Origin of the sequence: Candidatus Blastococcus massiliensis AP3, from assembly GCF_000582785.1 — a bacterium.
In the GTDB taxonomy this organism is placed as follows: Bacteria; Actinomycetota; Actinomycetes; order Mycobacteriales; family Geodermatophilaceae; genus Blastococcus; species Blastococcus massiliensis.
The window spans coordinates 917572-930935 of sequence record NZ_HG931175.1 but is presented as its reverse complement, the minus strand read 5'-3'; the positions used below and the strand labels follow the sequence as shown (position 1 = coordinate 930935).

Sequence of the window (13364 nt, the reverse complement as noted above, 5' to 3'; positions counted from 1 at the left end):
TCTCGGGCCACTGCATCTTTCGAGCCCGGTGCGGGAACCGTTCGTGCGCAGCAGTCGCGTGGCGGGGTGGTCGGCCAGCCTTCGGTGCTGCCTGGTCGATGAGTCTTCGGCGCCGCGTCGGTCGGTACACCGACTACCGACTCACGGAGGCCTGACGCCATGCGGAAACTGACCTACGGCATGAACCTGAGCCTGGACGGCTACATCGCCGCGCCCGGCGACGACCTCGGCTGGAGCTCGCCGAGCGACGAGCTGTTCCAGTTCTGGTCCGACCGGGTCGGGGCGACCGGGCTGGCGCTGTACGGACGCCGGCTGTGGGAGGGCATGAGTGCCGCCTGGCCGACCGCCGACCAGCAGCCCGGCGCCACGCCGGCGCACATCGAGTACGCCCGCCGCTGGCGGGACATGCCGAAAGTGGTCTTCTCCTCCACGATCAGCGCGGTCGACTGGAACGCCCGCCTGGTCACCGGCGACGCGGTTCCCGAGATCGCGCGGCTCAAGGCCGACGACGGCGGTCCCATGGACGTCGCCGGCGCCACCCTCGCCGGGGCGGCCATGCGGGCCGGGTTGATCGACGAGTACACGGTCGTCACCCACCCGGTCCTGCTGGGCGGCGGCGCGCCGTTCTTCACGGCCCTGGACAACTGGGTCAACCTTGCTCTGGTGGAGACCCGGACGTTCCCCGACGGCGTGATCCTGACCAGGTACGAGACCAGGCGCTGAGTGTCCGCTCCTGATCTGCACGCCCGGGACGCCGGGGATCCAGCCGGTCAGGCGGCCCCGGTCAGTCGGATCGTGCCGTCCAGGCGACCGATGCCGGGCACGAAGCGGCCGGCCCGCGCGGCGTAGGTGTCGTAGGTCGGACCGTGCACGCTGCGCAGGTACGGCTCCTCGACGGCCCGCACCTGCAGCTGGACGGCGACGACGAGGGCGATCAGCGCCGCGGCACTGACCCAGGTCGGGACCATGAGCAGGACGCCCAGCTGAGCGATCGTCATGGCGATGAAGATCGGGTTCCGCACGTGCGCGAACACCCCGCTGGTGACCAGCTCCGTGCGCTCACCCGGGTCGACGCCGATCCGCCACGAGGCGCCCATGCCCGTCTGTGCGGCCAGCGTCGCGGCGAACCCGAGGAGTGCCACCACCAGCCCCACGACCTGCAGCGCCGGCGGCGGGTCCGCGGGCACCACGTCGATGACGGCGAGCAGCGGACCGGCCAGGCCCAGCACGACGGCGGCGACGAACAGGACCCCGCCCCACCAGCCGGCGTCGGCCGGCGTGCCGGAGATGCCGTGGAAACCCGTGTGTCCGGTCCGCCGGCGCTGCACCCAGGACCGGACGCCGAACAGCACGACCAGGGCGAGCACATAGAGCGCCAGTGCGGCCCCGGTCATGAGTCACCCGCCTGATTCATCGTCATTCGACGATGATAGCGATACGAGCCGCTCTGTCGGCAACTCCGAGTCGGCCGAGCGGCTCTCACCCAGTGCGCGGCTCATGGGAGTGGGCGGGGGGTGAGGACGACCCGTCCCACCGCCTGCCGGCTCTCGATGTACTCGTGCGCGGCGGCTGCCTCGGCGAGCGGGAACGTGCGGTCGACGAGAACGGTCAGTCGCCCGGCAGCGACGTCGTCCACCAGGCCCTGGACCATCCCCTGGACGCGCGGCGTGGTGATCTCGCCGCCCAGGTAGACGCCGGTGAGCGACTGGTTCTGCATGCCCAGGACACCGGCGTTGAACGGCGAGAAGTCCCGCCCGGCGTTCCCGACGGTGATGGCGCGGCCCCGGCGACGCAGGCAGGCGACGGACTTCTGGAGGGTCGCGCCGCCGACCGAGTCGACGACGACGTTCACCCCGCGTCCCCCGTCGGTGAGGGCCCGCACCTCCTCGACCCAGCCGCTCGTCGAGTAGTCGACGGCGTGGTCCAGGCCGAGCTCGGCGAGCGGCTCGAGCCGGGCGAGGGACGAGGCGGTCGCGATCACGGTGGCGCCGGCCCGCTTGGCCAGCTGGATCGCGGCCACGCCGACGCCACCGGCGCCGGCCTGGACGAGGACGGTCTCGCCCTCCTGCAGCCGACCGAACTCGAAGAGGCAGTCGTGCGCGGTGCCGAAGGCGACCGGTACGCAGGCGGCCGCCGCGATGTCGGCGCCCTCGGGGACCTTCCACGTGGTCCGCGCGGAGACGGCGAAGAGCTCGGCGTGCGAACCGTGGCTGCTGGTCGCGACCACCCGATCCCCGACGGCGCGGTCGGTCACGTCGTCGGCGACGGCGACGATCGTCCCGGCGGCCTGGTAGCCGACGATGTGCGGGTCGGACAACAGCGGGCCGGCGAGCCGGTTGAGCGTGTCCCCGCCCTCGATCGACACGGCCTCGACCTGGATGAGGACGCCTCCGGGCGCGAGCTCCGGATCGGGGACCTCCTCGTACTGGAGGACCTCGGGGGGACCGTTGCGGTGGTAGACGGCTGCCTTCATGCGGGTGCTCCTGGATGTCGAGACGGTCGGCCCGACCGGGCGGTCGGGCCGATGGGGGCCGGGCTCAGCCGGGCAGGTCCTCTGGCACGGTCACGCACTTCGAGCGCAGGAACTCACCGACCGACTTGCCGATCTGGTCGACCCGCAGGTTCGACGAGCCGCCGGTGCCCAGCAGGCCCTCGAGCACGAAGTGCACCGCCCGCAGGTGCGGGAACTCGTGCCGCCGCAGCGTCAGGTCCGCAGCCTCCGGCATCAGGGCTCGCAGGCCGTCGCTGGTCAGGGTCGTCCGAAGCCACTCCCACAGCGCCGGGTCGCTCACCCACAGGCCGACGTTGCAGTTGCCGCCCTTGTCACCCGCCCGCGCGTGGGCCAGCTCGCCGAGCATCACCCGGCGACCGGCGGTGCCCGGAGCGGCGGGGGAGGGCTCCGGGTGCGTGGGCTGCCGCACCTCGTCGTCCGTGGCCGTCCGCGAGGGCGTCGGCGCGTCGATCACCGTGCCGTCGTCCAGGACCGCCCGGTGGACCAGCACCTCGGTGGGCAGCAGCGCCGGCCAGTAGTCGATGCGCGGCCACGGCTCGCGCGCGGCCTGCGCGTGCCCGTCGTGGTGGAACCCCGGGAAGCCCTGCAGGTAGAGGCTGCCCACGGCCTGCGGGAAGGCGCGCAGCTGCTCGCGCTCCCGGGCCGTGGCGATCACCCGGATCGGCACCGTCGCCTCCCACTGCGTGCCCGGGTCCGGCGCCGCCGTCCCCAGCGCAGTCACCACCAGCTCGTCGACCACGCTGTCCAGGACCAGGCCCAGCTGCTCGCGCAGCAGCGCGACCTTCTCCTCGACGTCCGGCGAGGTGCAGAACAGCATCGTGGAGATCTCGAAGCCGATCGGCGCGAAGACGGCGACCTTCGCGGTGGCCGGCGGGGGAGACCCGGCCACCGGGCCGATCGCCACCCGGTCCGGGCCGACCTGGCTCAGCTGCACCGTCTCCAGGTGCACCGTGGCGTCCGGATTGAGGTAGCGCGGCCCCTGGATCTCGTAGACCAGCTGCGCGGTCACCGTGTCGACCGTGACCATCCCGCCGTCGCGGGCGTGCTTGGTGATCACGCTGCTGCCATCGGCCGCGATCTCGGCGATCGGGAAGCCGGGCCGCGCCATCCCGGGCACGGTGCGGAACCCGGAGAAGTTGCCGCCGGTGGCGTGCGCGCCGCACTCGATGATGTGGCCCGCGGTCACGGCGCCGGCGAGGGCGTCCCAGTCGTCCGGCGTCCACCCGTGCCACCAGGCGGCCGGCCCCACCGTCAGCGAGGCGTCGGTGACCCGGCCGGTGATCACGATGTCCGCGCCGGCGCCCAGCGCCTCGGCGATGCCGAAACCGCCCAGGTACGCGTTCGCCGCGATCGGCTCCACGCCCCAGTCCTTGAGCGGCGCGTCGGTGTCCAGGTTCTCCAGCGCCAGGCCCTCGGCGTGGAACTCGGCGAGCCGGTCCACGAGGTTGTCGCCCTCGACGTGCGCCACCCGCAGGGACAGTCCGGCCTCGTCGACCAGCCGGCGCACCGCCGCGGCCATCCCGGCCGGGTCGAAGCCGCCGGCGTTGCTGACCACCTTGATCCCGCGCTGGGCGATCACCGGCAGGTGCGGAGCCAGCTGGCGGAGGAAGTAGGCGACGTAACCACCGCGCTCCGGGTTCTGCCGGTAGCTCGTGGCCAGCCCGGCGAGCGTCACCTCGGCGAGGTAGTCGCCCATCAGGACGTCGACCGGGTCCCCGGCGAGCGCCTCCTCGATGGCGGTGAACCGGTCACCCAGGTAGCCGGAGAAGTTCCCGATGCGGATCGGGGGACGGTCGCTCATGTCCGGACCGTAGCGAAGCGCCGGTGACCGGCGGCCCAGCTACCGGGGGAGAAGTCTCCACTAGCGCGATTGGTACCCCAGGGGGGTATTGTCCTCTGGCGTGAGGCGAGGACGGAGCGCCTCCAGGAATCGAGGTCGACACCGATGAGGCACCACACGCACCGCTCCGGTCAGCCGCAGCCCGGAACCGGCGAGACGGCCGGGCGGGCCGATGAGCACGGGGCAACCCACGGGCAGGGCGTCCCAAACGTCCGTGCCGACGGCGCTCCACGGGTCGAGGACCCGCTGACGGCCGCGGCGGGCGGTCACCACGAGCCCGGTGGCCACGACGGTGGCGGCGGCGAAGAGCACGGGGGCGGCCACGGAGGCCATGGCGGTCATGGCGGTCATGGCGGTCATGGCGATCACGTCGCCATGTTCCGGCGGCTGTTCTGGATCATGCTGGCCCTGGCGGTGCCGACCGTCCTGCTCAGCGACATGTTCGCCTCGATCGTCGGCTACGAGCTGCCCGACGTCCCGGGCGTGGACTGGGTCGCTCCGCTGCTCGGCACGGTGATCTACCTCTGGGGCGGCCGGCCGTTCCTCACCGGCGCGGTGGGGGAGATCCGGTCCCGGCAGCCCGGGATGATGCTGCTCATCGGCATGGCCATCACGGTGGCCTTCGTCGCGTCCTGGGGCGCCAGCCTGGGTGTCCTCTCCCACGAGCTGGACTTCTGGTGGGAGCTCGCCCTGCTGGTGGTCATCATGCTGCTCGGCCACTGGCTGGAGATGCGCTCGCTGGCTCAGACGTCGTCGGCGCTGGACTCGCTGGCCGCGCTCCTGCCCGACGAGGCGGAGAAGGTGGTCGGAGACGACGTCGTGACGGTCGCCCCGTCCGAGCTGGCGTCCGGCGACGTGGTCGTCGTGCGCCCGGGCGGGCGGGTGCCCGCCGACGGCGAGGTGATCGAGGGCGCCGCCGACGTCGACGAGTCGATGATCACCGGGGAGTCCCGGCCGGTCCGCCGCGGCCCCGGGGACGCAGTCGTCGCGGGGACGGTCGCCACGGACACGGCGATCCGGGTACAGGTCACCGCGGTCGGCGACGACACCGCACTGGCCGGCATCCAGCGGCTCGTGTCCGAGGCGCAGTCCTCCTCGACCCGCGCACAACTGCTGGCGGACAAGGCGGCGGGCTGGCTGTTCTGGTACGCCCTCGTGGCAGCGGCGGTCACCGCTGTCGTCTGGTCGGTCGTGGGCGCGCCCGAGGACGCACTCGTGCGGGTCATCACCGTCCTGGTCATCGCCTGTCCGCACGCGCTGGGGCTGGCCATCCCCCTCGTCGTCGCCATCTCCACCGAGCGCGCGGCGAGAGGCGGCGTCCTCATCAAGGACCGCGCCGCCCTGGAGCGGATGCGGACCATCGACACAGTGCTGTTCGACAAGACCGGCACCCTGACCAAGGGCGCACCCGCCGTCGAGCACGTCGCCGCCACCGGGGCGTCCGAGGACGACGTCCTCGCGCTGGCAGCCTCCGCTGAGGCCGACAGCGAGCACCCGCTCGCGCGGGCGATCGTGGCGGCGGCGCAGCACCGGCAGCTGACCCTCCGGCCGGCCACGGGCTTCCGGGCGTCGGCCGCGGTCGGGGTGACCGCCACCGTCGACGGGCGCACCGTCTCCGTCGGTGGACCGCACCTGCTGACCGAGCACGACCTGCAGCCGCTCCCCGTCGCGCAACCGTGGGCGGAGGGCGGGGCGACCGTGCTGCACGTCCTGGTCGACGGGCAGGTCGTCGGCGCGCTGGCGCTGGCCGACGAGATCCGGCAGGAGTCCCGGGAGGCGGTCGAGAGCCTGCACGCCTCCAGCGTCGACGTCGTGATGATCACCGGGGACGCCGAGCCGGTGGCCCGCGCGGTCGCCGCCGACCTCGGCATCGACCACGTCTTCGCGGGCGTGCGGCCGGAGCACAAGAGCGAGAAGGTCGGCGAACTGCAGCGCCAGGGGCGGTCGGTGGCGATGGTCGGGGACGGCGTCAACGACGCACCCGCGCTCGCGCAGGCGGACGTGGGGATCGCCATCGGGGCAGGCACCGACGTCGCCATCGCCTCGGCCGGCGTCATCCTCGCCTCCGACGACCCGCGGTCGGTGCTCTCGGTCCGCCGGCTGTCCCGGGCCGGCTACCGCAAGATGACGCAGAACCTGTGGTGGGCGGCCGGGTACAACCTGTTCGCCGTCCCCCTCGCCGCCGGAGTCCTCGCCCCCGTCGGGTTCGTCCTGCCCATGGAGGTCGGCGCGCTGCTCATGTCGCTGTCCACCGTCGTGGTGGCGCTCAATGCCCAGCTGCTGCGCCGCCTGGACATCCGGCCGGAGGTGAGCGTCACCTCGGCCGCGTAGTCGCGCCTTACGATCCGATCATGTTCCGTCGCGTGCTGCCGTCCCTCGTCGCCGTCCTCACCGTGTCCGGCCTGGCCGCCTGCTCCGGCGAGTCGTCCGACGACGGGCCGACGTCGGCCGCGGGGACCCGTGCCACCCAGGAGATCAGCTGGGAGAAGGTCCAGGCGCCCGAGGACTGCCAGTGCAGTGACGGATCGGAGTTCCACTACTGGCTGCACCGCGGCGACGCCGACCGGGTGGTCCTCTTCCTCGAGGGTGGCGGTGCCTGCTTCAGCGCCGAGACCTGCGCCCCGGGCGAGGAGGCGATTTACACCACCGACCTCGAGGGCCGCCTCCCCGACCGGCCGGCGTACGGGCGCAACGCGGCGGACGAGGGCCTGCTCGACCTGGACAACCCCGAGAACCCGCTCGCCGGCGCCAGCGTCGTCTACGTGCCGTACTGCACCGGCGACCTGCACCTGGGCACCGCCACGCACGACTACGGCGACGTCGTCGTCGAGCACAAGGGCCGGCTCAACGCGACCGCGGCGCTCGAGACGCTGGCCGCGGAGTTCCCCGGCGCCGAGGAGGTCGTCGTCCTCGGGCAGAGCGCCGGCTCGGCCGCCGCGCCGCTCTACGGCGGCCTCGCCCACGACCTGCTCCCCGAGGCCCAGGTGACCGTGCTCGCCGACGCGTCGGGCGCCTACCCCGCCGACGAGGTCATCACCTCGGCGATCGGTGGCCTCTGGGGGATCTTCGACCAGCTGCCGGCCTGGCCCGAGGCCGCCGGTGACCCGCTCAGCGCCTGGTCGCTGCCGGGGCTGTTCATCCAGACCAGCGAGCACGTGCCCGGCATCCGGCTGGCCTCCATCAACACCGCCGACGACGAGGTGCAGCGGGACTTCTCCGACCGCATCGGCCAGCAGAACACCCCGCTCTCCGAGCTCATCGGGCGCAACAACGAGCTCATCGAGGCCGCCGGCGTCGACCTGGCCTGGTGGCTGGGGCCCGGCGACAAGCACGTGAGCACGTCCGACGACGAGCTGTACGACACCGAGGTGGACGGCATCCGGCTCGTCGACTGGATCGCCGGCGTCCTCGCCGGGAAGGACGTCGCCGACGTCCGGGGCTGATCGGCGGCGGTGACGCGCACGGACCGGGATACGGTCGCCTCCCGCAGACCACCCGAAGGAGCCGACGACGTGAGCCCTGCCGACGTCCTCGCAGACCTGGAGAACATCTACCGGGACCTGCACGCACACCCGGAACTGGCGTTCGCCGAGCACCGCACGGCGGGCATCGTCGCCGAGAAGCTGCAGGCGCTGGGCTACGAGGTGACCACCGGGGTCGGGCGCACCGGCGTCGTGGGCATCCTGCGCAACGGAGCCGGCCCGACGGCGCTGCTGCGCGCCGACATGGACGCGCTGCCCGTGCAGGAGGAGACCGGCCTGCCCTACGCCAGCACGGCGAAGGGCACGGCGGCCGACGGCTCCGAAACCCCGGTCATGCACGCCTGCGGGCACGACGTGCACGTCACCTGTCTCCTCGGCGCGGCCGCGACGCTGGCCGCCGAGCGGGACACCTGGAGCGGGACGGTGCAGCTGGTCTTCCAGCCGGCCGAGGAGGTGGGCGGCGGCGCGCAGTCGATGATCGACGACGGCATCTTCGACCGCTTCGGCCGCCCCGACGTGGTGCTCGGCCAGCACGTCGGCCCGCTGCCCGCGGGCCTCCTGGGCCTGCGGAAGGGACCGGCGTTCGCCGGCGCCGACATGCTGCACATCGTGCTGCACGGCCGCGGTGGGCACGGCTCGCGACCGGAGACCACGGTCGACCCGGTCGTCATGGCCGCCGCGACCGTCATGCGGCTGCAGACCGTCGTCTCCCGCGAGGTCGCAGGGGGCGAGTCCGCCGTCGTCACCGTCGGCGCGCTGCACGCCGGCAACGCCGGCAACGTCATCCCGGAGCGGGCCGAGCTGCGGGTGAGCCTGCGGTCGTACGAGCCCGAGGTGCGGACCCGGCTGATGACCTCCATCGAGCGGATCGTGCGGGCCGAGGCTGCCGCCTCCGGCGCGCCGGAGGACCCCGAGGTGAACCTCAAGGAGTCCTTCCCGGTCCTGGTGAACGACCCCGACGCCTGCGCTCGTACCCAGGCCGGCTTCGACCGCGACCTCGGCCCGGGGCTCACCGTCGACCCCGGTCAGGTCACCGGCAGCGAGGACGTCGGCCTGCTCGCCACCGCGGCCGGTGTGCCGCTGGTCTACTGGCTGCTCGGTGGCGCCGATCCCGCGGCGTTCGCCGGGGTGACCGACCGCGAGGGTCTGCAGCGCGTCGTCCGGGAGCTGCCGTCCAACCACTCGGCCCAGTTCGCGCCCGTCATCGAGCCCACGCTGAGCACCGGGGTCGCGGCCCTGGCCTCCGCGGCGCGCACCTGGCTGCCGGTCGAGGGCCGCGGCTGACGTCGTCCCCAGGACGCACAGGAGGGGTGGAGCCAGCCGGCTCCACCCCTCGTGTGCGAATGCTCGCGGACTACGCGATCAGCTGGTCGGGACCGTGATGGTCGCGGTGCCGATCAGGAAGCCACCGGCGAGGGCGTCGGTCTGGAAGGTCTGGTTCAGCAGCTCGGCGGCCTCGGCGCTGAGCAGCACCTCGGTGCCCTGGAGCACGGCGTTGCCGGACTCCATGGCCGGCGGGTTCAGCGTGCTGCCGTCCAGGTCGAACAGCGGCGCGCTGGCGGCGGCCTGCTCGCCGTTGACGGCGACGTCACCGAACAGGCGCGACGGGGTGCCCGGGTCGACGGTGAAGTTGGTCAGCTCGACCGTGGTGCCGCCGGCGGTCAGGCTCAGGCCGCTGTTCTGGTGCAGCAGGGTGCCCTGCACGTAGGGGCGGTAGCCGCTGTCCTTGTCGAACAGCGTCACGGTGCCGCCGGTGATCGGGAAGATGACCGAGCCCTCCTCCAGCGTCGCGTCACCGACGGTGCCGGGCGTCAGGCCCAGCGTGCCCAGGGCGTCGACGAAGCCCTGGTCGAGGGCGACGGCGGTGTCCCCGCCGGCGGAGATGGCCGGCAGCGAGGCGACGGGCTCGGGGCGGGCGAACTGCGCACTCGAGGACGAGCTCGACGAGGTGCCCTCGTCGGCGGCGGCGTCGTCGCTGCCGCAGGCGCTGAGGCCCAGAGCGGCGCTGAGGGCGACGCCGGCGACGAGGAGCTTGGTGGGGGAGCGGAACGACTTCACGGGATCTCCTTGTGTCGAAGGTCGATGTCACGAGGTCTTCGGCCCGGAGTGCTCGATTGGATTGCGCTCGACCGATTTTTCTTCCGGCGGTTGCCGAGACCCGGGGACGGGCATCCCCACCTGATCTGCCGACGACAGGAGCTCTGCATGCGTGGCGAGCAACGGATGAACCGATCGGTCGCCCCCGCGCGAACGCACGACGTGAGCCGAGACCGACGCGACGACGCCCCCCCGTCCCGTGACGCCGGGCGCCGGCCGATGGGTCTGGCGACCGTCGGGCCTCAGACCCTCGACCTGTACGGGACGGCGCTGCGCTCGGTCGGGGAACCGGGGGAGCGGCGGCAGTGGTTCGCCCGCTACGAGCACGGGCCGCGCCGCTCCCTCGCCTCGGAGCTGGGCCGGTGGTGCGACGGGGCCGACGAGACCGACCGCGACCTGCTCGCCCGGGCCGGCGGCACGGTCCTCGACGCCGGCTGCGGGCCCGGCCGGCTGGTCGCGGAGCTCGCCGGCCAGGGCCGGATGGCTCTCGGCGTCGACACGTCGCGGGCCGCGGTCACGATCGCCCGCGACCTGGGTGCCACCGCGGTGCGGCGCTCGATCTTCGACCCGGTGCCCGCCGAGGGCAGCTGGGACACCGTGCTGCTGGCCGACGGCAACATCGGCATCGGCGGCGACCCGGTCGCCCTGCTCACCCGGTGCCGCGAGCTCGTCGCGGTGACGGGCCGGGTCCTCGCCGAGCTCGACCCGCCCGGCACCGGCATCCGAGCCGGCCGGGTGCGGCTCGAGCGCGGGACCCAGCGCGGCACCTGGTTCCCCTGGGCGCACGTCGGCATCGACGCCGTCGCGGAGCCGGCGCGGGCCGCCGGGCTCAGGGTGCAGGCCACCTGGGAGCGCGGCGGGCGCTGTTTCGCCAGCCTCGTGCCCCTGGGCGACGACCCGTCCGTGGACGCCCGGCTCGAGCTGGCGTCCTGACCGTGCGGGTCCTGGTCACCGGCGGCGCCGGGTTCATCGGGTCGCACGTCGTCGACGCGTTCGTCGCCGACGGCCACGAGGTCCGGGTCCTCGACGCGCTGCTGCCCGCCGTCCACCCGGCCGGCGTCGTACCGGAGCTGCCCGACGGCGTGGAGTTCCTGCACGGCGACGTCCGCGACCCCGCGACGGTCGACCGGGCGCTGGGCGGCGTCGACGCGGTCTGCCACCAGGCCGCCATGGTGGGTCTCGGCGTCGACGTCCAGGACATGCCCGAGTACGCCGGCATCAACGTGCTGGGGACGGCGGTGCTGCTGGCCGGCATGGCCCGCGCCGACATCGGCCGCCTGGTGCTGGCCGGGTCGATGGTCGTCTACGGCGAGGGCCGCTACGAGTGCCCGGTCGACGGCGCCGTGCCCGCTGCCGCCCGGCGCCGGGAGGACCTCGACGCCGGCCGGTTCGAGCCCCCGTGCCCGCGCTGCGGCCGGCAGCTCGCCTGGGGGCCGGTCACCGAGGAGACCCCGCCCGACCCGCGCAACACCTATGCCGCCACCAAGCTGGACCAGGAGCACCTGGCCGCTGCCTGGGCGTCGTCGACCGGGGGCGGCGCGGTCGCCCTCAGGTACCACAACGTCTACGGCCCGCGCATGCCGCGGGACACCCCCTACTCCGGTGTGGCGGCGATCTTCCGCAGCGCGCTGGAGGCCGGCCGCGCCCCGTGCGTCTTCGAGGACGGCGGCCAGCAGCGCGACTTCGTGCACGTCACCGACGTGGCCCGGGCCAACCTCTGCGCCCTGACCGCGGAGCCGCCGGACGGCGCACTGCGTGCCTACAACGTCGCCTCGGGGCAGCCGCACACCGTCGGCGACATGGCCCGGGCGCTGGCCGACGCCTTCGGCGGTCCCGGTCCGCAGGTCACCGGTGAGTACCGGATCGGCGACGTGCGGCACGTCGTCGCCAGCCCGGCGCGGGCCGCGGACGAACTGGGGTTCCGCGCGCAGGTCACCTTCGCCGACGGCATGCGCGCCTTCGCCACCGACCCGCTGCGCCCGGCCCCCTGAGGGACTTTCGGCGCCGAAAGTCCCCGGGGAACGTCACCAGGGGGTGCGGACGGTCACCTCCACCGCGATCGCCAGCAGCGCCGACAGGGTGAGCCAGAACCGGTGCGAGCGCGCCGGCAGCGAGGCGGTCGCCGGCAGCAGCCAGACGACGAAGGGCAGCCAGATCCGCTCGGCCTCGCCGAGGACCAGCCCGGAGAAGTTGCTGACCAGCATGCCGGCGAGGGACGCCAGCGGCAGCCACATCAGCCGACCGCGGATGCCGACAAGCCCGGCGACCACCGCGGGCCCGGCTGCGATCGCCCCCGCGGCGAGGTTCCCGGCCAGGAACCAGGTGGACTGCGCGGCACGGTCGTCGTAGGCGGCGCCGTCGCGCACCCGCTCGGCGACCACGCCGATGCCCTCGAACCACCAGTAGCCGCCCAGGGTGAACAGCGCGGCCACCACCAGGACCCCGACGGCGGCCACGGTCAGCACGCGCACCACTCCCGGCCATCCCAGCCGCGCTCGCTGGAGCAGCACGACGGTGAGCGCGAGCAGCCCCGCGGCGGTCAGCCCGAACGACAGGTACAGGCTCAGTCCCAGCAGCACCCCGCCGGCGAGCGCCTGCGCGTACCCGGTCCGGGACGGCGCCCGTGCGGCGGCCAGCGCCAGGAGCGTCACCCCCCACGCGGTCACCCCGGCGAAGAACGCGTCGGCGCTCGTGGCGATCCAGACCGCTGCCGGCACGAGGACGGCGAACGGTGCCACCGTGCGGGCGGCGGTCTCGTCGGCCAGCACGCGCACGGCGACCAGCACGGCCGGCACGGCGAGCGCACCCCCGGCGATGCAGAGGACCGCCGCCCAGCCCGGCCCGCCGAGCCCGATCCGGTCCAGCAGGACGAACGCCAGCAGCGCGCCCGGAGGATGCCCGGACACGTGCGTCGCCCACTGGCCGGGCGATCCGACCGGCACCGAGTCGATGAACGTGGAGAGGAACGTCGAGAGGTCCTGCACCCGGTCGACCTCGACGACGTACTCGTGCTCGCTGGCCATGGGCTCGGCCAGCCGGCCCCAGCCGCTGCTCACCGCCAGTGCCACCGCCCAGGCGGCGGCCCCGACGGTGCTCGCCGCGAGCAGCGTCCGCCAACGGAGACGGCGGGCGAGCGCGGGACCCCACAGCACGATCGCGGCCGCCACCGCGACGGCGAGGAGCACACGGGGCGACAGCACGACGTCGAAGGGACCGACGACGACATAGCCGTCGCGCAGGTGCAGGTTCCCGCCGCCGCGGGTGATCTCCCGGCCGGTCAGCCACACGACGAGCACGAAGAGCGCGGTCAGGGCGACGGCCAGACCGCGGGCGGTGCGCCCCCGATCGGGAGCGGTCGGCTCGGGGTCGACCTCGACCGGTGCGGGCGTCACCAGCCGGAGAGTAGGTGGCGCGGCGATCGGCTGCTCACCGG

General features: G+C 73.8%; 12 protein-coding genes. 6 read left to right on the top strand and 6 right to left on the bottom strand.

Going from position 1 to position 13364, the window contains the following annotated elements:
• The first annotated feature begins 159 nt into the window (after nucleotides 1-159).
• A complete protein-coding gene (locus BN344_RS18460; protein ID WP_040339872.1) occupies nucleotides 160-723 on the top strand; it encodes a dihydrofolate reductase family protein in 564 nt (187 codons plus the stop codon).
• A gap of 47 nt (nucleotides 724-770) precedes the next feature.
• Here BN344_RS18460 and BN344_RS18455 read toward each other — a convergent pair whose 3' ends face one another.
• The 4 genes from BN344_RS18455 to BN344_RS20435 all read right to left on the bottom strand — a co-directional run bounded on the left by BN344_RS18455 (nucleotide 771) and on the right by BN344_RS20435 (nucleotide 4721).
• Nucleotides 771-1394, bottom strand: a complete 624-nt coding sequence (locus tag BN344_RS18455; protein WP_040339871.1) for a methyltransferase family protein — start codon at nucleotides 1392-1394, stop codon at nucleotides 771-773.
• Nucleotides 1395-1495: 101 nt separating this feature from the next.
• The gene (locus BN344_RS18450; protein WP_040339870.1) at nucleotides 1496-2473 is read right to left on the bottom strand and encodes a quinone oxidoreductase family protein; all 978 of its coding nucleotides are present in this window, start codon (nucleotides 2471-2473) and stop codon (nucleotides 1496-1498) included.
• A 64-nt stretch (nucleotides 2474-2537) separates the two neighbouring features.
• On the bottom strand, nucleotides 2538-4313 hold the full coding sequence (locus BN344_RS18445) for an acyclic terpene utilization AtuA family protein (protein ID WP_040339869.1): 1776 nt from the start codon (nucleotides 4311-4313) through the stop codon (nucleotides 2538-2540).
• A 60-nt stretch (nucleotides 4314-4373) separates the two neighbouring features.
• The gene (locus BN344_RS20435) at nucleotides 4374-4721 is read right to left on the bottom strand and encodes a hypothetical protein (protein WP_040339868.1); all 348 of its coding nucleotides are present in this window, start codon (nucleotides 4719-4721) and stop codon (nucleotides 4374-4376) included.
• A 6-nt stretch (nucleotides 4722-4727) separates the two neighbouring features.
• Here BN344_RS20435 and BN344_RS18435 point away from each other — a divergent pair, with 6 nt between their 5' ends.
• The 3 genes from BN344_RS18435 to BN344_RS18425 all read left to right on the top strand — a co-directional run bounded on the left by BN344_RS18435 (nucleotide 4728) and on the right by BN344_RS18425 (nucleotide 9118).
• The gene (locus tag BN344_RS18435; RefSeq protein WP_040339867.1) at nucleotides 4728-6683 is read left to right on the top strand and encodes a heavy metal translocating P-type ATPase; all 1956 of its coding nucleotides are present in this window, start codon (nucleotides 4728-4730) and stop codon (nucleotides 6681-6683) included.
• A 20-nt stretch (nucleotides 6684-6703) separates the two neighbouring features.
• Entirely contained in the window at nucleotides 6704-7795 is a 1092-nt protein-coding gene (locus BN344_RS19295) for a pectin acetylesterase-family hydrolase (RefSeq protein WP_051516108.1), read from the top strand.
• 69 nt (nucleotides 7796-7864) lie between these two features.
• Nucleotides 7865-9118, top strand: a complete 1254-nt coding sequence (locus tag BN344_RS18425; RefSeq protein WP_051516107.1) for an amidohydrolase — start codon at nucleotides 7865-7867, stop codon at nucleotides 9116-9118.
• Between the two features lie 78 nt (nucleotides 9119-9196).
• Here the strand turns inward: BN344_RS18425 and BN344_RS18420 are convergent, their stop codons facing one another.
• Complete coding sequence (locus BN344_RS18420) at nucleotides 9197-9892, bottom strand: hypothetical protein (RefSeq protein ID WP_040339866.1); 696 nt, start codon at nucleotides 9890-9892, stop codon at nucleotides 9197-9199.
• 258 nt (nucleotides 9893-10150) lie between these two features.
• Between BN344_RS18420 and BN344_RS18415 the strand changes: the two genes are divergently transcribed.
• Nucleotides 10151-10864: a class I SAM-dependent methyltransferase gene (locus BN344_RS18415; protein ID WP_051516106.1), complete on the top strand. Its 714-nt coding sequence runs from the start codon at nucleotides 10151-10153 to the stop codon at nucleotides 10862-10864.
• A 2-nt stretch (nucleotides 10865-10866) separates the two neighbouring features.
• Nucleotides 10867-11922 carry an NAD-dependent epimerase/dehydratase family protein gene (locus tag BN344_RS18410; protein ID WP_040339865.1) on the top strand — a complete coding sequence of 352 codons (1056 nt, stop codon included), beginning with the start codon at nucleotides 10867-10869 and terminating at the stop codon, nucleotides 11920-11922.
• Nucleotides 11923-11955: 33 nt separating this feature from the next.
• On the opposite strand, the gene BN344_RS18405 is transcribed toward BN344_RS18410, so the two are convergent.
• Nucleotides 11956-13323, bottom strand: coding sequence for a hypothetical protein (locus BN344_RS18405; protein ID WP_051516105.1), 1368 nt, complete (start codon nucleotides 13321-13323; stop codon nucleotides 11956-11958).
• Nucleotides 13324-13364: the final 41 nt, after the last annotated feature.

Bases quoted from the DNA above. Each gene is read 5' to 3' on its own strand.
- BN344_RS18445 (WP_040339869.1), bottom strand. From the start codon at position 4,313: ATGAGCGACCGTCCCCCGATCCGCATCGGGAACTTCTCCGGCTACCTG.
- BN344_RS18415 (WP_051516106.1), top strand. From the start codon at position 10,151: ATGGGTCTGGCGACCGTCGGGCCTCAGACCCTCGACCTGTACGGGACG.
- BN344_RS18450 (WP_040339870.1), bottom strand. From the start codon at position 2,473: ATGAAGGCAGCCGTCTACCACCGCAACGGTCCCCCCGAGGTCCTCCAG.
- BN344_RS18460 (WP_040339872.1), top strand. From the start codon at position 160: ATGCGGAAACTGACCTACGGCATGAACCTGAGCCTGGACGGCTACATC.
- BN344_RS19295 (WP_051516108.1), top strand. From the start codon at position 6,704: ATGTTCCGTCGCGTGCTGCCGTCCCTCGTCGCCGTCCTCACCGTGTCC.
- BN344_RS18435 (WP_040339867.1), top strand. From the start codon at position 4,728: ATGTTCCGGCGGCTGTTCTGGATCATGCTGGCCCTGGCGGTGCCGACC.
- BN344_RS18455 (WP_040339871.1), bottom strand. From the start codon at position 1,394: ATGACCGGGGCCGCACTGGCGCTCTATGTGCTCGCCCTGGTCGTGCTG.